Below are 21,972 nucleotides of genomic sequence, written 5' to 3'. Positions count from 1 at the left end.
AGGCGACCCACCATGCGCATCAACTGTCCTCATTGCGGCGAACGCAGCCTCGACGAATTCTCCTACCTCGGAGATGCGGTCGTCCGGCCTGATCTCGCTTCGCCGAACGCCCAAGAAGCCTTCTACGTTTATGGCTACGAGCGCGCCAACGTCGCCGGTCCCATGCAAGAGCTTTGGTATCACGCAGCTGGATGCCACGCTTGGCTCGTCGTTACTCGCGACACACGCACTCACGAAATTTTAGACGTCAAATCTGCTCAGGGGGTCGCCCTCGAGCGGCAGAAAGCTGCGGGCACGGCGCAATGACACAATCGGCTCAAACTGCACGGCTCAAAGATCGCGGACTGATCGACCGCTCGCAGCCTCTCACATTTAGCTTCGATGGCGTTCCCTACAGCGGTTACGCAGGCGACACGTTGGCCTCCGCCCTGCTCGCCAACGGCGTTCGCTTGGTTGGCCGCTCGTTCAAATATCATCGTCCCCGGGGCATCCTGACGTCCGGATCCGAGGAGCCGAATGCTCTTGTCGAGCTTCGCTCCGGCGCGCGCCGCGAGCCCAACACGAGGGCAACCGTAACCGAACTCTATGATGGCCTCGAAGCGAAGAGCCAGAACCGGTTTCCGTCGCTGTCGCTCGACCTGCTCGCCATCAACGGACTTATCTCGCCGTTCCTTTCGGCGGGATTTTACTACAAGACATTCATGTGGCCGGCCTCTTTCTGGGAGAAGATCTACGAGCCGATGATCCGTCGCGCGGCGGGTCTTGGCCGCGCGGCACAGGAGCATGATCCCGACATCTACGATAAGGCGAACGCGTTCTGCGACGTGCTCGTCGTCGGGGCGGGCCCATCAGGATTGATGGCGGCGCTTTCGGCGGCGCGTGCAGGCGCACGGGTTATTCTCGTAGACGAAAGCTTTGCATTCGGCGGCAGACTGCTGAGCGATGCTCGCACCGTCGGCGGCGTGAAGGGCGCAGACTGGGTCAATTCCGTCGTATCGGAGCTGAAGTCATTCCCTGGCGTTCAGCTGATGCCGAGAACGACCGTTTTCGGCGCCTACGACGGTGGAACTTTCGGCGCCGTGGAGCGCGTTGCCGATCATGTCCCGGTCCCGGCAGCAGGTGTGCCCCGGCAACGGCTTTGGCGCATCGTTGCGAAGCATACCATCATCGCTCAAGGCGCGGGCGAACGCCCGATCGTCTTCGGCAATAACGATCGTCCCGGCGTCATGCTCGCCAGCGCCGTACGCAGCTATATCAATCGCTTCGGCGTAGCGCCCGGCGAAACAGCGGTCGTTTTCTCGAACAACGACGAAGGTGCGAGCACGATCGAAGATCTCGCCAATGCGGGCATTCGCGTTGCGGCTCTTGTCGATACGCGCGCTTCGCTGCCGCCGACAATCAAATCAACGGCGCGCAAGCACGGAATACGGGTGTTCGAAGGCGCCGTGGTCGCCGATGCGATCGGATCAAGCCGCGTCACGGGCGCCCGCATCATCGCGGCCGACGGATCACAGCAAAACCTCTCGTGCGATCTGATCGCGGTCTCCGGCGGTTTCAATCCCAGCGTTCAGGTCACGACCCATCGTGGTGGCCGTGCGCAATGGCAGCCGGAATTGGCGGCCTTTGTTCCGGGAGCGTTGCCGAAAGGAATGGCAGTCTCGGGCGCTGCAAAAGGCACCTATGGTTTGGCTTCCTGCCTCAAGGAAGGTGCGCAGGCCGGCGCCTCTGCTGCCGCGGCCAGCGGGTTTGAAGCAACGGCCACGGCTATTCCTCAGGCAGATGACGAGCCCACCGAAGTCGCGGCTTTCTGGCATGTGGAAGCGGCAAAGCATAAGGCGTTCGTCGATCAGCAGAACGACGTCACGGCGACCGACATCGCCTTAGCGGAACGCGAGGGATTTCGTTCTGTCGAGCATTTGAAGCGCTACACGACGCTTGGCATGGCGACCGATCAGGGCAAGACGTCGAACGTGAACGGCCTTGCAATCCTGGCTGAGCTGACCGGCAAAACCATTCCGGCAACGGGAGCTACTTCGGCGCGTCCGCCATACACGCCCGTTGCGCTCGGTGCGCTGGCCGGTGAGCATCGCGGCAAGCATTTCAAGGCAACGCGTCTCACGCCATCGCACGATTGGGCCAAAGAGCGAGGCGCCGTATTCATCGAAACGGGCATGTGGCTCAGGGCGCAATATTTTCCGAAGCCCGGCGAGAACGATTGGCTGACCACCGTCTCCCGCGAAGTGAACACGGTTAGAAACGCCGTGGGCGTATGCGACGTCTCGACCCTCGGCAAGATCGAGGTACACGGCACGGACGCCGGAAAGTTCCTCGATCGCGTCTATATCAACATGATGAGCACGCTCGGGGTCGGAAAAGCCCGTTACGGCATGATGCTGCGCGAAGACGGCATCGCGATGGATGATGGAACCGCGGCGCGCTTCGCCGACGACCACTACTTCATCACGACGACCACGGCGAACGCCATCAAGGTTCTGCAGCATCTCGAACTCTGCCGCCAATGGCATTGGCCGGATCTCGACGTGCAGATCGTGCCGGTTAGCGATCAGTGGGCGCAGTATTCGGTCGCCGGTCCTCGCGCTCGAGATCTGCTCGCAAAGATCGTCGACGCACCGTTCGACATTTCGAACGCCGCTTTCCCTTATATGGCCGTCGGCCAACTCACCGTGATGGGCGGCATCAAAGCGAGACTCTACCGGCTCTCGTTCTCGGGCGAGATGGCTTACGAAATCGGCGTACCGGCGCGCCATGGCGATCGCCTCATGCGGACGCTGATGGCTAAGGGCGAAGAATTCGGCATCACGCCGTACGGGACCGAAGCCCTTGGCGTCATGCGCATCGAGAAGGGACACGTCGCTGGCGCCGAGCTCAACGGCACGACGACTGCCGCTGATCTCGGCCTCGGCAAGATGGCATCGACGAAAAAGGACTTTATCGGCCGCGCTCTTTCGCAACGGCCGGGGCTCACCGATCCCACCCGCCCTCGCGTCGTCGGTTTCAGGCCTGTCGACAGATCGGCAAGACTTCGCGGCGGAGCGCATTTCATCGGGAAGAGCGCTGCAGCCGTCGCACAGAACGATCAAGGCTACATGACCTCGGTCGCCTACTCACCGTCGCTCGGTCACTGGATCGGCTTGGGGCTGCTATCTAACGCTGAGTCGCGAATGGGCGAGATCTTGAGGGCGGTCGATCCCGTCCGAAATGGCGACGTCCTCGTCGAAGTTGTTCCGGCTACATTTGTTGACGTTGAAGGAGCGAGACTGCGTGTCTGAGCTTGCAAGCCATACAAACACGGCGCGTGCGTCCGACCTGATCGAGCGCAACGATGTCACCGTCACCCATGTCGCAGCCCGCCGGGGCGCCAGCGCTTCGCTGGACGAAATCGCTCGCGCGGCTTTCGGGGTTTCCCTTCCGTCATCGCCCAAAGCGGTCGACGCGGGCGGAGCGCTGATTGTCTGGGCAGGTCCCGATCAATGGCTCATCGTTCAGAAGGACGAGGCCGGGGTCGATAGATATGCTCAACTTGCAAAGACATTCAACGGATTGGCGTCGGTTGTCGACGTTACCGATAGCCGGACGATTTTTCGAGTTTCTCAGTCGCGTCCGTCTGAAGCTCTTTTAAGGAGCATGGGTATTGATTTTCACGATGACGTATTCAAGCCAGGAGACGTCGCAATTACACACGTGTCTCACCTCGGCGTGATCGTCTGGCGCCTTCCCGATGGTACAGCGTACGATTTCGCCTGCGCGCGTACCTATTCCAGGGATTTTGCTGATTGGCTTCGCAAAGCGAAAGCCTAAGGCTCTATAATCCGGACTTTTTTGGGCCTGCGTCTTTCAGGCAATAGACAATTTCCATTTCAATGGTGGAATAATGCCGCACGACGTGCGAACTTGTTTTTTTAATAATGATTTGAACCGCCGGATCCGGGCGGAAGGTCTTTCATGTCAGATAAAGCATCAGATAAAACACGCAAAAGCACTATTACCGTTTTAGAGCCTGAATCGCTTGCGACCGGTTCGAATGCACCAGGCGCTGCTGAACACACATTAGAACAAGCGATCGGACATCAGGTCCGCCACCATCGCAAACATGCGGGATTGACGGTCGCGGAGCTTGCGACCGCTGCCCAGATTTCTCCCGGCATGTTGTCGAAGATCGAAAACGGCCAAATCTCGCCATCGCTCAGCACTTTGCAGATGCTGGCTTCAGCGTTGAATATTCCATTGACCGTTCTGTTTGCTTCTTTCGAGCAGCGCCGAGATTGCTCTTACGTGAAGGCCGGAGAAGGCGTTGTGATACGCCGGCGCGGGACCAAAGTAGGGCATCAGTATCAGCTTCTGGGCCACTCGCTCGACGGTCCCGTCATTATCGAGCCTTACCTCATCACGCTCACCGATGACGCGGTTGCCTATACTGGTTTTCAGCATGAAGGCGTCGAATTCATCTTTATGCTTACGGGCGAAGTCGAATACGCTCATGCCGACCGCAGCTATCACCTGAGCGCTGGTGACGCGATCCTTTTCGATAGCGCCGCGCCTCATGGTCCCGCGCGCCTCATAAAGACGCCGATGACTTACCTTTCGATCATCATCTATCCGCGTCCCTGACAAAATCTGGTGAGCGGGCATTTCCTTTTAAGAAAACTTCTTTCTTCTCAGTTGACATTTATATGACCGACGATTAAGGTCTAGATCCGTTCCTTCGCGGCCCGGTCTGGAGGCAAATCATGTGCGGCATCGTCGGACTTTTTCTAAAAAACCCAAAAATGGAACCACAGCTCGGCGAGCTACTTTCTCGCATGCTGTCGACGATGTGCGAGCGAGGGCCGGACTCGGCCGGGTTCGCCGTCTACGGTTCTGGAACTGAGGGACGTACGAAAATCACGCTGCAGTCACCGGCTGCCGCGGAGGATTTCCCGAAGCTCAAGGCTGCGCTCGCAAAGGACAAGAAGTCCGACGCTCAGCTCAGCATCAACGATACGCACGCTGTTCTCAGCATTCCCACGGATAATCTCGCGGCCGTCAAAGCTATGCTCGAGGCGGACTTCCCTTCGATCCGCACCATGGCGACCGGCGAGAATATCGAGATCTATAAGGAAGTGGGCTACCCCAACGAGGTCGCAAAGCGTTTCGATCTCGCGCACATGTCCGGCACGCACGCGATCGGACACACGCGCATGGCCACCGAGTCGGCCGTGACCACGCTCGGCGCGCATCCCTTCTCCACCGGAGCGGATGAATGCCTCGTGCACAACGGTTCGCTTTCGAACCACAACAGCCTGCGCCGCGAACTCATTCGCGACGGCATGAAGTTCAACACAGAGAACGACACCGAAGTCGCTGCTTCCTATCTGACGTGGCGCATGAAGCAGGGATTGAATCTCGGCGAAGCTCTCGAGAAGAGCCTCGATGATCTCGACGGCTTCTTCAACTTCGTCGTCGGTACGAAGACGGGGTTCGGCGTCGTGCGCGATCCCATCGCGTGCAAACCAGCAGTCATGGCGGAAACGGACGACTACGTTGCGTTTGGTTCCGAATATCGCGCGCTCGCAGGCTTGCCGGGAATTGACAAGGCGAAGGTCTGGGAACCGGAACCGTCAACCGTCTACTTCTGGGAACGCTGATGCAGCAGCTAATTGGGGAACTCATGCGTACGTTTGATCTGGCTCAGAGCCCGTTGCGCGAACTTAACGAAGCGCTACACCGGCAGACCGATGGCTCTAACGAAGCTCAGTGGGAAATTCTAAATCCACGCGGCGGACATGCCATCGCCGTCGGTATCGATGCTCCCATCAATGTCGATGTCCGCGGTAGCGTCGGTTATTACTGCGCGGGCATGAACAAGAAGGCGACCGTAACCGTGCACGGCTCGGCGGGTCCGGGTGTTGCCGAAAACATGATGTCGGGACGCGTCGTTATCAAAGGCGATGCGAGCCAATACGCCGGGGCCACCGGCCGTGGCGGCCTCCTTGTCATCGAAGGCAACGCTTCCTCGCGTTGCGGCATCTCGATGAAGGGCATCGATATCGTCGTTAAAGGCAATATCGGTCACATGTCAGCGTTCATGGCGCAGTCAGGTCACCTCGTTGTTCTAGGTGACGCGGGCGACGCTCTCGGCGATTCAATTTACGAGGCGAAGCTTTTCGTTCGCGGCAAAGTGAAAAGTCTTGGCGCCGACTGCATCGAGAAAGAGATGCGGCCCGAGCATCAAGAGGCGCTTACGAATCTCCTCAAGAACGCCGGTATCAAGGACGCCAAAGCTTCGGAGTTCCGGAGATATGGCTCTGCACGCAAGCTCTATACCTTCAACATCGACAATGCGGATGCTTACTGATGTCGCCGAAAATCCCGCTTACCACACCCCGCCCCTCGGCCACATTCGATGACTACACGCTGTCGGAAATCCGGCGCGCGGCATCGACAGGCATCTACGATATTCGCGGAGGCGGCGCGAAGCGCCGTGTCCCACACTTCGACGATCTTCTCTTTCTCGGCGCCTCCGTATCGCGCTACCCGCTCGAAGGCTATCGCGAGCGCTGCAGCACGAGCGTTACACTCGGTACGCGGTTCGCCAAGAAGCCGATCGAGTTGAAAATTCCGATTACGATTGCAGGCATGAGCTTCGGCGCACTGTCGGCAAACGCAAAGGAAGCGCTCGGCCGTGGCGCGACGATCGCAGGTACGTCTACTACGACCGGCGACGGCGGCATGACACCGGAAGAGCGCGGCCAGTCGCAAACGCTCGTCTATCAGTATTTGCCGTCGCGTTACGGCATGAACCCTGATGATCTGCGCAAAGCGGATGCCATCGAGGTCGTTGTCGGTCAGGGCGCCAAGCCCGGCGGCGGCGGTATGCTGCTCGGTCAGAAGATTTCCGATCGCGTTGCCGAAATGCGCAACTTGCCGAAGGGCATCGACCAGCGCTCGGCTTGCCGTCATCCCGATTGGACGGGTCCGGACGATCTCGAAATCAAGCTGCTCGAGCTTCGCGAAATCACCAACTGGGAAAAACCGATCTACATCAAGGTCGGCGGCACGCGGCCTTACTACGACGTCGCTCTCGCAGTGAAAGCTGGCGCCGACGTCATTGTTCTCGACGGCATGCAGGGCGGCACGGCTGCCACGCAGGAAGTATTCATCGAGCATGTCGGCCTGCCGACGCTCGCATGCATCCGACCAGCCGTTCAGGCTTTGCAAGACCTCGGCATGCATCGGAAAGTTCAGCTCATCGTCTCCGGCGGTATCCGCAACGGCGCCGATGTCGCTAAGGCGCTCGCTCTCGGGGCCGACGCGGTATCGATCGGCATCGCTGCGCTTGCAGCTCTCGGCGATAACGATCCGGCGCTTGATGCCGAATACGCGAAGCTCGGCACCAAGGCCGGCAGCTATGACGACTGGCACGAGGGCCGCGATCCCGCGGGTATTACGACCCAGGATCCCGAACTCTCGAAGCGCCTCGACCCTGTTCGGGCCGGACGCCGCCTTGCCAACTACCTGAAGGTCATGACGCTCGAAGTGCAGACGATTGCTCGTGCAGCTGGACACAACAACATCCACAATCTAGAGCCCGAAGATCTCTGTGCGCTGACGATCGAAGCGGCTGCAATGGCTCGCGTCCCCCTCGCAGGAACGTCATGGATACCCGGAGTATCAGGATCGGGCGGCTTATAAGCCGCCCCTTTTTTTGGCCTCCGTCCGTCAATAAATCGAACAAAGAAACGCAAGCGTTGAGGAAAGACCAATGGCTCTAGATCTCGCCCAGCTCGCCAAAGAGCGTGGCATTCGCTACTTCATGATCTCGTATACCGATCTCTTCGGTTCACAGCGCGCTAAACTTGTTCCCTCATCTGCCATCGCCGACATGCAGAAAGACGGCGCAGGCTTCGCAGGCTTTGCGACTTGGCTCGACATGACGCCGGCGCATCCCGATCTCTTTGGTTTGCCGGATGCGGCGTCGGTCATTCAGTTGCCGTGGAAGAAAGACGTCGCGTGGGTCGCCGCCGACTGCGTGATGGAAGACAAGCATGTTCCGCAGGCGCCGCGCGTCGTGCTGAAGAAGGTAATGGCGGAAGCCGCCGAGCTTGGCCTTTACGTCAAGACCGGCGTTGAAGCCGAATTCTTCCTGATTTCGCAGGATGGAACCGAGATATCGGATAGCAAAGATACCGCTGGAAAGCCCTGTTACGATCAACAGGCATTGATGCGCCGCTACGATGTCATCGCAGAAATTTGCGATTACATGCTTGAGCTCGGCTGGGGCCCGTATCAGAACGACCACGAGGACGCGAACGGACAGTTCGAAATGAACTGGAACTTCGACGATGCCTTGATCACGGCTGACAGACACTCGTTCTTTAAATTCATGACGCGCTCGATTGCTGAAAAGCATGGCTTGCGCGCGACGTTCATGCCGAAGCCGTTCCCCGGACTGACCGGTAACGGGTGCCATGCTCACATCTCCGTCTGGGACAAAGACGGCAAGACGAACATGTTCTACGACGGCCACGATGAAATGGGCCTCTCGCAGCAGGGCTACAACTTCCTCGGCGGCATCATGAAACATGCCGAAGCACTCGCCGCGATCACCAACCCGACGGTCAACTCCTATAAGCGCATCAACGCGCCGCGCACGACGTCGGGCGCAACTTGGTCGCCCAACTCCGTCACCTGGACCGGCAACAACCGGACTCACATGGTCCGGGTGCCGGGCAAGGGCCGCTTCGAGTTGCGCCTACCGGACGGCGCCGCGAATCCTTATCTGCTGCAGGCCATCATCATCGCCGCGGGCCTCGACGGAATTCGCACGAAGGCCAACCCGGGCAAACGGTACGACATCGACATGTACCAGGACGGGCATACCGTGACGGACGCTCCCCGCCTGCCACTGAACTTGCTCGATGCGATCCGCGCCTTCGATAAGGACACTTCGCTCAAGGCCGCTCTCGGCGAAGAGTTCTCGGCGGCTTACATCAAGCTCAAGCTGCGTGACTGGAATGCTTTCTCGTCTCACTTCACGACGTGGGAGCGTGACCACACGCTGGACTGCTAATTAATCGTGTTCCTCCACGAGAACCTGCCCCGGCTGCCGTTTGGCCGGGGCTTTTTTTTGCGTGCGAGGCTTCGGCTAGAATCCTCCGCTCACGTTCCTCGCGGCTTCGCTCGCGCCGTGGGCTTCGCGTTCGCGGGATCGTCAGGCCAGACGTGCTTGGGGTATTGGCCGCGCATGTCGGCTCTCACCGCTTTCCAAGAGCCTGCCCAGAAGCCTGGTAGATCGCGGGTGATTTGAATTGGCCGATGCGCAGGCGACAGCAAGTGCAGCGTGAGGGGCAGGCGACCACGCGCGATAGCGGGATGCTCCTTCAGTCCAAAGAGCTCCTGGACACGGATATGCAGCGCCGGGGCATCCGCGACATCATAGTCCAGAGCAAATCTGTTGCCCGTCGGCGCGTCGAAGTGCGTTGGCGCTTCGGCATCGAGGCGCACGCGCATCTGGCGCGGCACCAAAGAAGTCAGCGCGGCGTCCAAGGTGTCGGCGTCGATTTCAGCAAACCGCGATTTGCCGGATAGAAAAGGGCTGAGCCATTCGTCCATCGATGCCGTTAAAGCTGCGTCCGACAGATCCGGCCATGTGTCGTCGCCTTTGCGGAGGAATGCGATGCGACTGCGCATTTGAAGCTGCGCCTTCGTCCATGGCAGGGCTTCCGCTCCGAGATCTCCCAAGCCTCGCGCGAGGACGGCAGACACATCTTCGTCTGGGAGAAGACGGCGCGGCTCGCTGTTGAGCGCGATGGCACCGAGGCGGCGCGTTCGGCGTGCGCGCACGGCGCGGGCGTCCTTGTCGAATACGACCTCGTCGCTCGTCTCTATTCGGTCAGCCGCGAATACTTCGATCTCCGCTTCCTCCGCTGCGATCGCGAGCATGATCCGCGTCGCGGCTGCGCGTCCCTGAAGCTCGGCAACGACTAGATAGGGCGCGGAGGCCAGGTGATGACTATCGTCGAGAATCCCAGCTCTGCCATTCGCGAGAAGAAAGCTGCCGCGCTTTCCGCGGTTCTTCGCAATTCGTTCAGGATAAGCGAGTGCGAGGAGTGCCGCTGGCGAAGTCTCTTTGGATTTCGGTGCTGCAGCGGTTCCTGTTCGCGCCCACTGACGCGCGAGTGCGCGCATGCTTTCTGCCCGTTGCGAGCGATCGCGGCGGAAATTTTCGAGGCGAACCGCAAGATCGAGATCGTTGCCACCGATGCCGCGCTCGACGAGGATTGCCGCCAGCTCTGCGGCTGTCCGAGCGTCGCCGTTGTCGCCGGCTTTCAGCACCATTCGCGCTAAGCGCGGCGGAAGCGGCAGCGCGCGCAACCGCTTTCCTTCCTCCGTAATCCTGCCTTCTCCATCGAGCGCACCGACGGCTTGCAAACCGGTACGCGCCGCCGCGAGCGCGCCTTCGGCCGGCGGATCAAGCCATTTCAGCGAGCGCGGATCGTTCGTGCCCCACTCTGCACAGTCGAGCATCAGGCTAGAGAGATCAGCGGAGCGAATTTCGGGTTCGGCAAACGGCACGAGGCCTTGCGTCTCAGGTTCGTCCCACAGGCGATAGCAAATGCCCGGTGCGGTTCGTCCCGCGCGGCCGCGACGCTGATCGGCCGAAGCGCGCGATACGCGCACTGTCTCGAGACGGGTGATGCCCACATCGGGCTCGAAGCGGGGAACACGCGCGACGCCGCTATCGACGACCACGCGCACGCCTTCAATCGTGATCGACGTTTCTGCGATCGATGTCGCGAGAACGACTTTGCGGCGGCCGTTTTTTGCCGGCGAAATGGCGCGATCCTGGGCGGCGGGATCGAGGCCGCCGTAAAGCGGAACGATGTCTACGTCTGCTGGCAAAGCATGCGCGCTCAGGCGTTCGGCAACGCGCGCGATCTCACCTTGGCCAGGAAGGAACACGAGGATCGAGCCCGTGTCATTGGCAACCGCCCGCTTCACAGTATCGACGACATCGTCCTCGATCCTATTCGCGCGCCTCGCCACGTGGCGGGTTTCGACGGGATAGGCGCGGCCTTCGCTCCTGACGATCGGCGCGTCGCCGAGCAGCTTCGCGACGTTTGCGGCTTCGAGCGTGGCCGACATGACGAGGATTTTGAGATCGGGCCGGAGCGCCGAACGCGCGTCGAGTGCCAGTGCCAATCCGAGGTCGGCGTCGAGCGAGCCCTCGTGGAACTCGTCGAACAAAACCGCTGCGACGCCCTTGAGCTCGGGATCGTCGAGGATCATGCGCGTGAAGACGCCTTCGGTCACGACTTCGACGGCGACGTGCGGGCCTGTCTTGGAATTGAGGCGCGCGCGCAGACCTATCTTGTCGCCGAGGCGACTGGCAATGTTCGTGGCCATCCGTTCCGCGGCGGCACGGGCCGCAATGCGGCGCGGCTCAAGAACGAGAATTTTGCCATGAGCGGTCCAGGATTCATCGAGAAGGGCGAGCGGCACGCGTGTTGTCTTGCCCGCGCCCGGCGGCGCGACGAGCACTGCGGTTCCACTGGACAGAAGCGCTGCTCGAATTTCGTCGAGCACATCGTCGATCGGGAGCGGATCGGAAAATTTGCTTTGAGTCATGACCCGTCGAAATACGCTCGCCGGTACCGAATTCAAGCGGCGTTTCGGACCTTGTTCTCTTAGACCTCGAGCCGCGTCGCGTTTCTGATGGCATCCATGTTGGCGCGATAGCTTTGTTCGGTGCCGCCTTTGAAGACGGCCGAACCTGCCACCAGGACGTTGGCACCGGCTTCGACGACCTGACGTGCGGTCTCCGGCGTCACTCCGCCATCAACCTCGATATCGATGGGGCGCGAACCGACCATCGCCTTCACGCGGCGAATTTTCTCGACGACGGCCGGGATGAACGATTGGCCGCCGAAGCCCGGGTTGACGCTCATCACCAGGATGAGATCGAGACGGTCGAGAACATATTCAATAACGCTTTCGGGCGTCGACGGATTGAGCGACACACCGGCTTTCTTGCCCAGCGCTCGTATAGCCTGCAAGGAACGATCGAGATGCGGGCCAGCTTCCGCGTGGACCGTGATGATATCGACGCCAGCGGCGGCGAAGTCCGCCAGATAGGGATCAGCGGGCGCGATCATCAAATGCACGTCGAAGATTTTTTTCGATGCGCCGCGCACGGCCTTTATGACCGGGGCGCCATAGGTGATGTTCGGTACGAAATGTCCATCCATCACATCGCAGTGGATCCAATCGGCGCCTGCTGCGTCAACGGCGCGGATTTCGTCGCCGAGCTTGCTGAAGTCGGCCGAGAGAATGGACGGGGCGATCAAGAGAGGGCGGGACACGGAAGACCTTTCGCGGGTTCGATCACATCACTCGGCGGCGGCGCTCGACAAGTTGTAGAATGAGCGGCGTTAGAATGAGTTGCATGGCAAGATCGAGCTTACTACCAGGAATGACGATGGAATTGGCACGCGACATGAAGCTGTCGTGGATCATCGACAGAAGATACGCGAAATCGATGCCGCGCGGCTCCTTGAAGCGGATGATTACCATCGATTCATCGGGGGTTGGTATCCAGCGCGCAATGAACGGGTTCGATGTATCGACCGTCGGAATTCGCTGAAAATTGATGTCGGTCTGCGTGAACTGCGGGCAGATGTACTGCACGTAGTCAGGCATGCGCCTGAGGATCGATTGCGTCACATCCTCGGTCGTATAGCCGCGCTCGGTACGGTCGCGCTGGATCTTCTGAATCCATTCGAGATTGATCACCGGCACGACGCCGATCTTCAGGTCGGCGTGGCGCGCAACATCGCAACCTCCGGTGACGATGGCGCCGTGGAGGCCTTCGTACATCAAAAGATCGGTGTCGGGCTCGATCTCCGTCCAAGGCGTAAAGCTGCCGACGGGCGCGCCGAGCGCACGCTCTTCCACATCGTCATGCACATAATGGCGAATAAGACCCTTGCCGCTTTCGGAGTACGTGCGAAAGAGCGTTTCGAGCTCCTCGATCAGATTGGCCTCGAGGCCGAAGTGGCTGAAATTATGATTGCCGCGCTTCGCTGCTGCCTTCATCGCCTTTTCCATGCCGCAGCGATCGTAGCGGTGAAAGGCGTCGCCCTGGACGAAGGCGGCCCGCACGTGTTCGCGGCGGAAAATGGTTTCGAAGGTTTGCCGTACCGACGTCGTTCCCGCGCCTGAAGAACCGGTGACGGATATGATCGGATGCTTAATCGACATTGCGGAGGCTCGATGGGCTGCGGTTCAGGGATGGAAAGCTTTCGGCTTAAAAGCTCACGGCAACGCGCGGAACAAACCCCGCCGACCGAATAGCGGCGAGCGCTCACCCTTGAATTCCTGGCCGCTGTATATGCGCATAACTCGATCCACCTCATCGCGAGAGCCGCAGATCAGCGGCGTTTTCTGGTGGAGCGCGGCCGGCACGACGTCCAACACGCGATCTCTTCCAGTCGTTGCTCGTCCGCCTGCCTGCTCCACGATCCAGCTCAACGGGTTGGCTTCGTAAATCAACCGAATGCGACCCTGGTGGAACCCTTTCCGGCGGTCGCCGGGATAAAGGTAAATGCCGCCACGGGAGAGGATCCGGTAAATGTCGGCAACCGGCGAGCCCGTCCACCGCATATTGAAATCGTGGCCGCGGGGTCCGTTCTCGCCGTTTTCACAGTCGTGGATATAGATGCGGATGGGATCATCCCAGTGGCGAGCATTGGAAGCGTTAATTGCGTACTCGTCAGCTTCCGGCGGAATCGCGACATTGCGCGTCGTCAGATGGAAGGTTCGGGTTTCCCTATCGAGGGTGAAGATTTGAGTGCCGTGGCCGACCGTCAGCGCCAAGACCGTTTGTGGGCCATACACGAAGAAGCCCGCCGCAAGCTGATGTGAGCCCGGCCGCAAAAATGCTGCCTCGCCCGTCGACGACGGATGGCGCGGAAGGATAGAGAAGATCGTGCCGACTGAGACGTTGGCGTCGACATTCGAGGAACCGTCCAGCGGATCGGTCGCGACCAAAAGGGGCGCATCGTTTTGGATCGCGACGGGTTTTTCGGCTTCCTCTGTCGCAAGCGCCGCGACGGGCTGAGATTTCAACGCATCGATGATCATGCCATTGGCGAGGACGTCGACTTCTTTCTGCTCGTCGAGCTCGCCGGCACGCGCGACGACGCGACCGAGCTTTCCGCCGAGTGCTCCCCGTCCGACGACTTCCGAAAGACGCGCGCTCGCTTCAGCGATGGCGAGAATGGTGTCTGCCACCTGCCCACGCGTGCGGCCATCCAGCGTCCAATTCGAGAGATGTTCCTTTAGTGTCGGGAAGCCCATTGTATCCTTCCAGCGCTCACCTGCCCTTCACCGCGCTGGACACATCTAAGCTTACTTGATCGACAGAAGCGAGACTGCACTTTCAACGCAAAACATGCATAGGCAAGTCCCCCGCATTTTTGCTGGGGTGCAACATAAATTCGATCGAGCAGACGACGCGGTCTAATTCAGCGTCGCAACGGTTTATGGGCGTTAATCAATCACATCCGCGAGTGGAGCGAGATCAGACGTCAAACTCCTCGATCTTGGAGAAGGCCTGACGCAGCGCATCGGACCAGGCACTCGAAAGGTTGCGGAAATATTCGTCGTCCGCGCTGATGCGCTTCTCGCGCGTTCCGTCCAAGGTATCACGCTCGTACATGACGAGATCGATCGGCATGCCGACGGATAGGTTCGATCGAAGCGTGGAATCGAACGACAAAAGTATCAGCTTTGCGGCCTCGCCGAGACGCATGTCCGAACGCGCGACGCGATCGAGAATCGGCTTGCCGTACTTGTGCTCGCCAATTTGAAAGAATGGCGTGTCGTCCGTCGCCTCGATGAAATTTCCTTCCGGATAGATCTGAAAGAGGCGCGGTCGTTCGCCTTTGATCTGGCCGCCGAAGATAAAGTTCGTGTTGAAGCCGAGCTTGCTCGCCTCGAGCGCCGCGCCATCGATGCGACGTGCTTCGCGAATAGCGTCCCCAACAACGCGCGCGGCGCGATACATGTTTGGCGCCGTATAGAGCGTCGCTGAATCTTCACCCGTCTCTTCCGCCAGATGCTCATTCAGCAGACTGACGACGGCCTGGGTGACGGCAAGATTGCCTGCGGCCAGGAGAACGAGCACGCGGTCGTCCGGGCGGCGCCAGAGTTGGAGCTTTTTATATTGGGCAATGTTGTCGACGCCCGCATTCGTTCGGGTATCGGCGGCAAACACGAGCCCGGCCTCGAGCCGCAACGCTACCGCGTATGTCATACAAAAATCTCCGGAGTAGCAGGCAGCTACTGTTGCTGGCTGCTCTGCTGCTGAACCTCGACGATGACGTCAAGCTCTTCGTTCGCGATGCCCTTACGGGTGCCGCGAATGGGAGCCGCGTATGTCGCGTCCAGCCCCGAAGCGAGCCGCACGTACTTCTCGGTGGGACATATCCGATTAGCCGGGTCAAAGCCAACCCATCCTAGCCCTTCAAGCCAGACTTCCGCCCACGCATGGTTAGCGTCGGAGGGTTCGCCCGCGCCGGATAGGAAATAGCCGCTTACGTAGCGGGCCGGAATATTGAGCGATCGCGCGGCCGCGATGAAGACGTGCGCGTGATCCTGACAGACGCCCTTGCCTTCCGCCAATGCCTCGGCTGCGGTGGTATGCGCGTTTGTCGCACCGATTTTGTAGTCTACGGCGTCGCGTACGGCATGCATCAGATTATGCATTCCGCGGATGTCGAGCTTAGCGCCTGCGGCGCGGCAGAGCGCACGAATTTCGTCGGTTGCCGTCGTCTTCGCAGTCTGGCGGCGATAAACCCTGACCGGCGCCGGATCGGCCAATCCGCGCACGACACCTGCGCGATCTTCCGTATCGACGACACCCTTCGCGATGATCAGAGTTTCAGAGTGTTCCTCCGTGAAGCTCGCAAGCTGGACTAGGTTGCCAAATCCGTCGCGAAAGCCTTTTACCGCGTCGACGCCGGGAGCGCTGACGCGCCATTCGACGACGCGCTGGCCTTGAAATGATGGCGGCGTGAGGCGCAGAGCCAGAATGGAATATCGTGTCGGCTCGCTGTAAACGTAACGCGACACATGCCCAATCGAAATGCGCATCGTCGATCCTCAATCGCTAAAATGATAAGCGGCGGAGATCTCGTTACCGAGCTTGTTGTTGCGTCCTATGAAATCCTGCACGAACTCATGCAGTCCGGATTGGAAAATGTTGCGCATGTCGGCTTCGAGCAAGAGATCGCGCGTCGCCTCAGCTGTCGTTTGGCAATCGTGCCGAATACCATAAAACACGGCTAGGTCCCGAAGAGCCGCCGTCAACTCATCATAGCATGAGCGAAGGGACCGCGGCATCTGGCGATTCAAGATCATGAAATCCGCGATCTTGAGCGGGCGGTAGTGATCCTTAAAGACCCAACGATAGCTGCGGTGCGCCGACACCGAGCGCAACAGCGCCGCCCACTGATAATTGTCCTTTTCGCTACCCACCATCTCGCTCGACGGCAAGAGATGATAATATTTGACGTCGAGGATGCGCGCGGTGCTGTCGGCGCGCTCGATGAACGTGCCGACCTGGCTGAAATAATATGTATCGTTTCGCAGGATCGTGTTCAGCAAAGCGCCGCGATAGAGCGCGGAGCGCGAGCGCACCCAATCAAGAAGCTCGGGAAGTGAATTCGACGTGACGGTCGCGGGGCGGATCGCGGAGAATTCGAGCCAGGCGCTGTTCAGGCTTTCCCACATTTCGCGCGTCAGAGCCGTGCGCTGTGCGCGGCCGTTGCGACGCGCGCTTGCGAGGCATGATGCTATGCTCGACGGATTCGACGTATCGAACAGCATGTAGTCGATGACGTTTTGCGACATGAGCTCGCCGTGCCGCTGCACGTAGCCCTGGAGGCAGCCCGCGCTTTCAAGCGTCGATCGCCATTCCTCGTGAAAGCTTTCGCCCTCGCGCGGTAGAAGCACGATGCGATAGCCGACCTCGAGAAGACGCGCGATGTTTTCCGCGCGCTCGATATAACGCGACAGCCAGTAGAGATCGTTTGCCGTACGTCCAAGCATTCCGAAACTATTCCTGCAGCACCCAAGTATCCTTGGTGCCGCCGCCTTGGCTCGAGTTGACAACCAGCGAGCCCTTTTTAAGAGCAACGCGGGTCAACCCTCCCGGCATCAGCCGCACCTGATCGCCAATGAGCACGAATGGGCGCAAGTCGAGATGCCGTGCTGAAACGCTCGAGTCGGCGAGCGTTGGGCATGTCGAAAGCGCAAGCGTCGGCTGGGCGATATAATTCGTCGGATTGGCGATCAGCTTCGCCCTGAAAGCTTCGATCTGCTCTTTGGTCGACTTCGGGCCGACGAGCATGCCGTAGCCGCCGGAACCGTGAACTTCCTTGACGACAAGTTCGGCGAGATGTTCGAGTACATACTTGAGGCTCGACGGTTCACGGCAGTTGTATGTCTCGACATTGGGGAGGATCGGAGACTTGCCGGTATAGAACTCGATAATCGCCGGGATGTAGCTGTAGATCGCCTTATCATCGGCGATGCCCGCCCCCGGTGCGTTGACGATCGTCACCCGGCCGGAGCGATAGACATCGAATATTCCCGGCACGCCAAGCAGCGACGTCGGATCGAATACAAGCGGATCGAGGAAATCGTCATCGACGCGCCGGTAAAGCACGTCGACGCGTTTCAACCCCTCGGTCGTCTTCATCCGAAGAAGACCGTCGATAACGACGAGATCGGTGCTTTCGACAAGTTCGACGCCCATCTGGTCGGCGAGGAACGAGTGTTCGAAATAGGCGCTGTTGTAAACGCCCGGCGTCAGCAGCGCGATCGTCGGCTCGGCATCGAGATTTCCAGGCGCGACGCTTTCGAGGGTCTTCAGCAGGGCGTCAGGATAATTTTCGACCGGCCGCACGCGATTGCGGCTGAAGAGGTCGGGGAAGAGATGCATCATCGTCTCGCGGTTCTCCAGCATGTAGGAGACACCGGACGGGGTGCGCGTATTGTCCTCGAGAACCATGAAATCGTTTTCGCCGGTGCGGACGAGATCGACGCCGATGATGTGACTGTAGACACCGCGCGGCGGGTCTACGCCGATCATCTCGGGCAGGAAGGCCGAGTTCTGCGTAATGAGCTCTTCGGGAATCTTGCCAGCCTTCAGGATCTCCTGACGGTGGTAGATGTCGTACAAAAACGCATTGAGCGCTCTGACGCGCTGTTCGATGCCGAGTTCGAGACGGCGCCATTCCTCGGCGGCGATGATACGGGGAAGGATATCGAAGGGGATGAGGCGCTCGCCAGCTTCCTCGGCGCCATAGACGGCAAAGGTGATGCCGGACCGGCGAAAGAGCACCTCCGCCTCGGCCGACTTTTGTCGAAGCGTATCGAGGTGCTGGACGCCTAGCCAATCGGCGAGCGCGCGATAAGGAGCGCGAACTTCACCGCCAAAGCCGTTCATTTCGTCGAATGGCGCGACCAAGACCACCCTCCCGTCACGATTCTTTTCGGATAGGCATCGCAAACCCTAGGCCAGTTTCCGCGAAGCCCGGAAATGCTGGGTCTACCTCGTAACATCACCACATATTTGCTTCTGAAATATGCAGTTCAGGGTTTTCTTAGCATAAATTTCCGGCATTGCCCCAAGGCCTTGGCAATGCCTGCTCGCGCTCTAAGTCCGGGCCGGATCGGCGCCACCCGGGACAGGCGATGCCGCTCTCGATTTCAAGCCCCAAGCGGTGACGACGCCGAGCAGGCCCATCAGGCTACCCGCGGTCACCATCGTCCAAAGCGTGCCGGCATTGGCGAGACCGAACCCGTACGCCAGCGGACCGAAGGCCTGGCCCAAGAACACGAAGAACGAATGCGCGGCAACGCCTGAGGCGCGATAGCGAGGTGCGAGTTCGGTCGCCTGCGTCTGAAGCGAGTTATGGATCATGTAGAAGCCGACGCCGACGATGACGAACATCGCCATTTCCGCGGGCCAAGACGTGCCTAACGACAGCATGGCCAGTCCGAGGCCAGAGATGATGCCGCCTGACATGATCAGGTTGTAAAGACCAAGCCGTCCCAGCATCAGCCGCACCATGAAGGTGTAGATGAAGCCGCCGATCGCGAAGCCCGAGAGGACGATGCCAGCTTCCTTCAGGCCTCCGGCGCCACGCTGCTCGAGCAGAGCCGCGACGTAAGGGAAGAGCCCGAAGATCACGATGCCTTCAACGAACACGGCTGAGAAGCAAACGATGGATCTTGGATTGGCGAAGACCGCCCGATAGCCGTCGAAGAACTCGCCGCGTGCTCGCACCACAGGTCGAGCGGGAGTGGGCGGCTTCAATCCCCACACCGTCACGACAAGAGCCGTCAGCGCCAAACCCGATGCGGTCAAAGTGGAGATCCGCCAGCCGAACTCAGCTGCCACGAAACCGGCGCCGATCAGACCCGCGAGATTGCCGGCGATGATCGCGGTCAAAACACGGGACAATGCGATCTGCCGCTCGATCATCGGGAATGCGTCGCCGACGAGTGCAAACGCCAACGGAATGATCCCGCCCGCGGCCGCTCCACCGACGAGGCGGGCGAAGGCAAGCATATCGAAGGTTGGCGCTGCGGCGGAGGCCGCCAGACACAGGGCAACGATCAGCAGCGCGATCTTGATGATGCGAGACTTGCCGAAGCCGTCGCCCAACGCTCCGAGCACGGGCTGGGCGAGCGCATAGGGAAAGGCGAAGAACGACGCGAGCATCGCGACGGAAGCGGTATCGATGCTGAGGTCGCGCGAGATGTCCGGCACGACGGGATCGAGGATCCGCATCGACATCGAACTGACGAAACAGCTTGCGGCAAGAATGGGGAGAAGGCGCATTCGGCGGCGATCAACTCGGAAGGAAGCGCGTTCTTCCTAAAGGAACGGGGCGGGCCGCGATACGACCTGCCCCGTATGACTGGTATGTGAGTGCTGGCTTTTTGTTGGCGCCAGCGACTGATTTTTAGTTGGTGCCGGCGACTCCGCTACGCGGAGCCGGCCGCCGGCGAGAGATCTTTTAATTGGTGCCGGCGACTCCGCTACGCGGAGCCGGCCGCCGGCACGAAAATTTAGAACAAGCCCTGAATCTGGCCCTTGTCGTCGAGGCGGATCGAGTCTGCGGCTGGCACTTTCGGCAAGCCCGGCATCGTCATGATCTCGCCGGTGACGACGACGATGAACTCGGCGCCGGCCGACAGCCGAAGCTCACGAATGGGCACGATGTGGCCCGTCGGGGCGCCGCGCTTCGTCGGGTCGGTCGAGAACGAATACTGCGTCTTTGCCATGCAGACCGGGAAATGCCCGAAGCCTGCGGCCTCGAAATCCTTGAACTGGGTTTCGACGCTCGCATCGCACGAGATGTCGGCGGCGCGATAGATTTCCGTCGCGATCGTCTTCACCTTGTCGCGCAGCTTCATGTCGTCCGGATAGAGCGGCTTGAAGTTCGCCTTGCCTTCGTCGATGACCTTGACGACGTGATGCGCCAGCGCCTCCGTGCCCTTGCCGCCATCGGCCCAGTGCGTGCACAGGAACGCCTTCGTGCCCATGCTTTCGGCGGCCTTCTGCACTTCCGCGATCTCGGCGTCGGTGTCGGTGATGAACTTGTTGACGGCGACGACGGCCGGCACGCCGAACTTGTTCACGTTTTCGATGTGGCGCTTCAGGTTTTCGCAGCCCTTAGCGACGGCCGCGGCGTTCTCATGCTTGAGGTCATCCTTGGCGACGCCGCCGTGCATCTTGAGCGCGCGAACGGTGGCGACGATGACGACGGCGGACGGCGAAATGCCGGCCTTGCGGCACTTGATGTCGAAGAACTTCTCGGCGCCGAGGTCGGCGCCGAAGCCGGCTTCTGTGACGACGTAATCGGCAAGCTTCATCGCCGTCTTCGTCGCCAGCACCGAGTTGCAGCCGTGCGCGATGTTCGCGAACGGACCGCCGTGGATGAAGGCCGGATTGTTTTCGAGCGTCTGCACCAGGTTCGGCTGCAGGGCGTCCTTCAGCAGCACCGTCATCGCGCCGTCGGCCTTGAGGTCGCGGGCGCGGATCGGCTTCTTATCGCGCGTGTAGGCGACGATGATGTTGCCGAGACGGTTTTCAAGGTCTTTCAGATCCTTCGACAGGCAGAGGATCGCCATGACTTCGGAGGCGACGGTGATGTCGAATCCGTCCTCGCGCGGGAAGCCGTTCGAGACGCCGCCCAAGGAATTGACGATCGAGCGCAGCGCCCGATCGTTCATGTCGAGCACGCGCTTCCAGCCGATGCGGCGCTGATCGATGCCGAGCGCGTTGCCCCAGTAGATGTGGTTGTCGATCAAGGCCGAGAGCAGATTGTGCGCGCTCGTGATGGCGTGGAAGTCGCCGGTGAAATGGAGATTGATGTCTTCCATCGGCACGACCTGGGCGTAGCCGCCGCCGGCCGCGCCGCCCTTCACGCCGAAGCAGGGCCCTAGCGAGGGTTCGCGTAGCGCCGCGATCGCCTTCTTGCCGATATAGTTAAGGCCATCGCTCAAGCCGACCGTCGTCGTCGTCTTGCCTTCGCCGGCCGGCGTCGGGCTGATGGCGGTGACGAGGATGACCTTGCCATCTTTATTCGACTGAATCTCATTTATGTAATCGGTCGAGACCTTCGCCTTGGTCCAGCCGTAGGGAATGAGCGCATGCGACGGCACGCCGATTTTGGCTGCGACTTCGGCGATGGGCTTTATTTTCGCTTCGCGCGCAATCTCTATGTCGGACTTCACAGACACGGGTTTTCCTCCGAGATATCTTTTTTTATTGGCAGTGTGCCAATGCTTTAGGGCGGGCCGCGATATTGGACTGCCGAGGGTTGCACGCCAAGCACCTGCGGCCAAAAATCCGATTTCGGCTTGGGTGATCAGCGGGACATCCGCTGATGC

18 protein-coding genes are annotated in these 21,972 nt (G+C 60.0%); 8 read left to right on the top strand and 10 right to left on the bottom strand.

Annotation, left to right across the window (positions count from 1 at the left end):
• Positions 1-12 precede the first annotated feature (12 nt).
• From G359_RS02765 to glnT, 8 genes are all read left to right on the top strand, one after another.
• Positions 13-306 carry a sarcosine oxidase subunit delta gene (locus G359_RS02765; protein ID WP_045834889.1) on the top strand — a complete coding sequence of 98 codons (294 nt, stop codon included), beginning with the start codon at positions 13-15 and terminating at the stop codon, positions 304-306.
• The gene (locus tag G359_RS02760; RefSeq protein WP_045834888.1) at positions 303-3,290 is read left to right on the top strand and encodes a sarcosine oxidase subunit alpha family protein; all 2,988 of its coding nucleotides are present in this window, start codon (positions 303-305) and stop codon (positions 3,288-3,290) included. Before G359_RS02765 ends, G359_RS02760 begins: the two co-directional genes overlap by 4 nt.
• Positions 3,283-3,819: a sarcosine oxidase subunit gamma gene (locus tag G359_RS02755; protein WP_045834887.1), complete on the top strand. Its 537-nt coding sequence runs from the start codon at positions 3,283-3,285 to the stop codon at positions 3,817-3,819. The genes G359_RS02760 and G359_RS02755 overlap by 8 nt, the downstream gene beginning before the upstream one ends.
• Positions 3,820-3,963: 144 nt before the next feature.
• The gene (locus G359_RS02750; RefSeq protein WP_045834886.1) at positions 3,964-4,629 is read left to right on the top strand and encodes a helix-turn-helix domain-containing protein; all 666 of its coding nucleotides are present in this window, start codon (positions 3,964-3,966) and stop codon (positions 4,627-4,629) included.
• A gap of 119 nt (positions 4,630-4,748) precedes the next feature.
• Positions 4,749-5,645 carry a class II glutamine amidotransferase gene (locus G359_RS02745; RefSeq protein WP_045834885.1) on the top strand — a complete coding sequence of 299 codons (897 nt, stop codon included), beginning with the start codon at positions 4,749-4,751 and terminating at the stop codon, positions 5,643-5,645.
• Positions 5,646-5,668: 23 nt separating this feature from the next.
• Entirely contained in the window at positions 5,669-6,355 is a 687-nt protein-coding gene (locus G359_RS02740; RefSeq protein ID WP_045834884.1) for a GltB/FmdC/FwdC-like GXGXG domain-containing protein, read from the top strand.
• A complete protein-coding gene (locus tag G359_RS02735; RefSeq protein WP_045834883.1) occupies positions 6,355-7,692 on the top strand; it encodes an FMN-binding glutamate synthase family protein in 1,338 nt (445 codons plus the stop codon). The genes G359_RS02740 and G359_RS02735 overlap by 1 nt, the downstream gene beginning before the upstream one ends.
• 70 nt (positions 7,693-7,762) lie before the next feature.
• On the top strand, positions 7,763-9,070 hold the full coding sequence (gene glnT, locus G359_RS02730; RefSeq protein ID WP_045834882.1) for a type III glutamate--ammonia ligase: 1,308 nt from the start codon (positions 7,763-7,765) through the stop codon (positions 9,068-9,070).
• An 89-nt stretch (positions 9,071-9,159) separates the two neighbouring features.
• On the opposite strand, the gene hrpB is transcribed toward glnT, so the two are convergent.
• The 10 genes from hrpB to G359_RS02680 form a co-directional block, all read right to left on the bottom strand.
• On the bottom strand, positions 9,160-11,628 hold the full coding sequence (hrpB, locus tag G359_RS02725; protein WP_045834881.1) for an ATP-dependent helicase HrpB: 2,469 nt from the start codon (positions 11,626-11,628) through the stop codon (positions 9,160-9,162).
• A gap of 59 nt (positions 11,629-11,687) precedes the next feature.
• Positions 11,688-12,362, bottom strand: a complete 675-nt coding sequence (gene rpe / locus G359_RS02720; protein ID WP_045834880.1) for a ribulose-phosphate 3-epimerase — start codon at positions 12,360-12,362, stop codon at positions 11,688-11,690.
• A gap of 22 nt (positions 12,363-12,384) precedes the next feature.
• A complete protein-coding gene (locus G359_RS02715; RefSeq protein WP_045834879.1) occupies positions 12,385-13,260 on the bottom strand; it encodes a phosphoribulokinase in 876 nt (291 codons plus the stop codon).
• Positions 13,261-13,314: 54 nt separating this feature from the next.
• A complete protein-coding gene (locus G359_RS02710) occupies positions 13,315-14,358 on the bottom strand; it encodes a class 1 fructose-bisphosphatase (protein WP_045834878.1) in 1,044 nt (347 codons plus the stop codon).
• Between the two features lie 223 nt (positions 14,359-14,581).
• The gene (locus G359_RS02705; protein ID WP_045834877.1) at positions 14,582-15,316 is read right to left on the bottom strand and encodes a proteasome-type protease; all 735 of its coding nucleotides are present in this window, start codon (positions 15,314-15,316) and stop codon (positions 14,582-14,584) included.
• A 26-nt stretch (positions 15,317-15,342) separates the two neighbouring features.
• Complete coding sequence (locus G359_RS02700) at positions 15,343-16,155, bottom strand: transglutaminase family protein (RefSeq protein ID WP_045834876.1); 813 nt, start codon at positions 16,153-16,155, stop codon at positions 15,343-15,345.
• Between the two features lie 9 nt (positions 16,156-16,164).
• Positions 16,165-17,112 carry an alpha-E domain-containing protein gene (locus G359_RS02695; RefSeq protein WP_045834875.1) on the bottom strand — a complete coding sequence of 316 codons (948 nt, stop codon included), beginning with the start codon at positions 17,110-17,112 and terminating at the stop codon, positions 16,165-16,167.
• 7 nt (positions 17,113-17,119) lie between these two features.
• Complete coding sequence (locus G359_RS02690; RefSeq protein WP_045837568.1) at positions 17,120-18,514, bottom strand: circularly permuted type 2 ATP-grasp protein; 1,395 nt, start codon at positions 18,512-18,514, stop codon at positions 17,120-17,122.
• Between the two features lie 210 nt (positions 18,515-18,724).
• Complete coding sequence (locus tag G359_RS02685; RefSeq protein ID WP_045834874.1) at positions 18,725-19,915, bottom strand: MFS transporter; 1,191 nt, start codon at positions 19,913-19,915, stop codon at positions 18,725-18,727.
• A gap of 230 nt (positions 19,916-20,145) precedes the next feature.
• A complete protein-coding gene (locus G359_RS02680; protein WP_045834873.1) occupies positions 20,146-21,822 on the bottom strand; it encodes a formate--tetrahydrofolate ligase in 1,677 nt (558 codons plus the stop codon).
• Positions 21,823-21,972: the final 150 nt, after the last annotated feature.

The organism is Hyphomicrobium sp. 99, assembly GCF_000384335.2.
Taxonomy (GTDB): Bacteria; Pseudomonadota; Alphaproteobacteria; order Rhizobiales; family Hyphomicrobiaceae; genus Hyphomicrobium_B.
The sequence above is the reverse complement of the archived record's forward strand: the minus strand, read 5'-3'. Positions and strand labels throughout refer to the sequence as shown.

Excerpts from the sequence above, each read along its gene's own strand:
- G359_RS02765 (WP_045834889.1), top strand. The coding sequence starts at position 13 with ATGCGCATCAACTGTCCTCATTGCGGCGAACGCAGCCTCGACGAATTC.
- G359_RS02760 (WP_045834888.1), top strand. The coding sequence starts at position 303 with ATGACACAATCGGCTCAAACTGCACGGCTCAAAGATCGCGGACTGATC.
- G359_RS02750 (WP_045834886.1), top strand. The coding sequence starts at position 3,964 with ATGTCAGATAAAGCATCAGATAAAACACGCAAAAGCACTATTACCGTT.
- G359_RS02745 (WP_045834885.1), top strand. The coding sequence starts at position 4,749 with ATGTGCGGCATCGTCGGACTTTTTCTAAAAAACCCAAAAATGGAACCA.
- G359_RS02740 (WP_045834884.1), top strand. The coding sequence starts at position 5,669 with ATGCGTACGTTTGATCTGGCTCAGAGCCCGTTGCGCGAACTTAACGAA.
- G359_RS02735 (WP_045834883.1), top strand. The coding sequence starts at position 6,355 with ATGTCGCCGAAAATCCCGCTTACCACACCCCGCCCCTCGGCCACATTC.
- glnT (WP_045834882.1), top strand. The coding sequence starts at position 7,763 with ATGGCTCTAGATCTCGCCCAGCTCGCCAAAGAGCGTGGCATTCGCTAC.
- hrpB (WP_045834881.1), bottom strand. The coding sequence starts at position 11,628 with ATGACTCAAAGCAAATTTTCCGATCCGCTCCCGATCGACGATGTGCTC.
- G359_RS02715 (WP_045834879.1), bottom strand. The coding sequence starts at position 13,260 with ATGTCGATTAAGCATCCGATCATATCCGTCACCGGTTCTTCAGGCGCG.
- G359_RS02710 (WP_045834878.1), bottom strand. The coding sequence starts at position 14,358 with ATGGGCTTCCCGACACTAAAGGAACATCTCTCGAATTGGACGCTGGAT.
- G359_RS02705 (WP_045834877.1), bottom strand. The coding sequence starts at position 15,316 with ATGACATACGCGGTAGCGTTGCGGCTCGAGGCCGGGCTCGTGTTTGCC.
- G359_RS02700 (WP_045834876.1), bottom strand. The coding sequence starts at position 16,155 with ATGCGCATTTCGATTGGGCATGTGTCGCGTTACGTTTACAGCGAGCCG.
- G359_RS02695 (WP_045834875.1), bottom strand. The coding sequence starts at position 17,112 with ATGCTTGGACGTACGGCAAACGATCTCTACTGGCTGTCGCGTTATATC.
- G359_RS02690 (WP_045837568.1), bottom strand. The coding sequence starts at position 18,514 with ATGAACGGCTTTGGCGGTGAAGTTCGCGCTCCTTATCGCGCGCTCGCC.
- G359_RS02685 (WP_045834874.1), bottom strand. The coding sequence starts at position 19,915 with ATGCGCCTTCTCCCCATTCTTGCCGCAAGCTGTTTCGTCAGTTCGATG.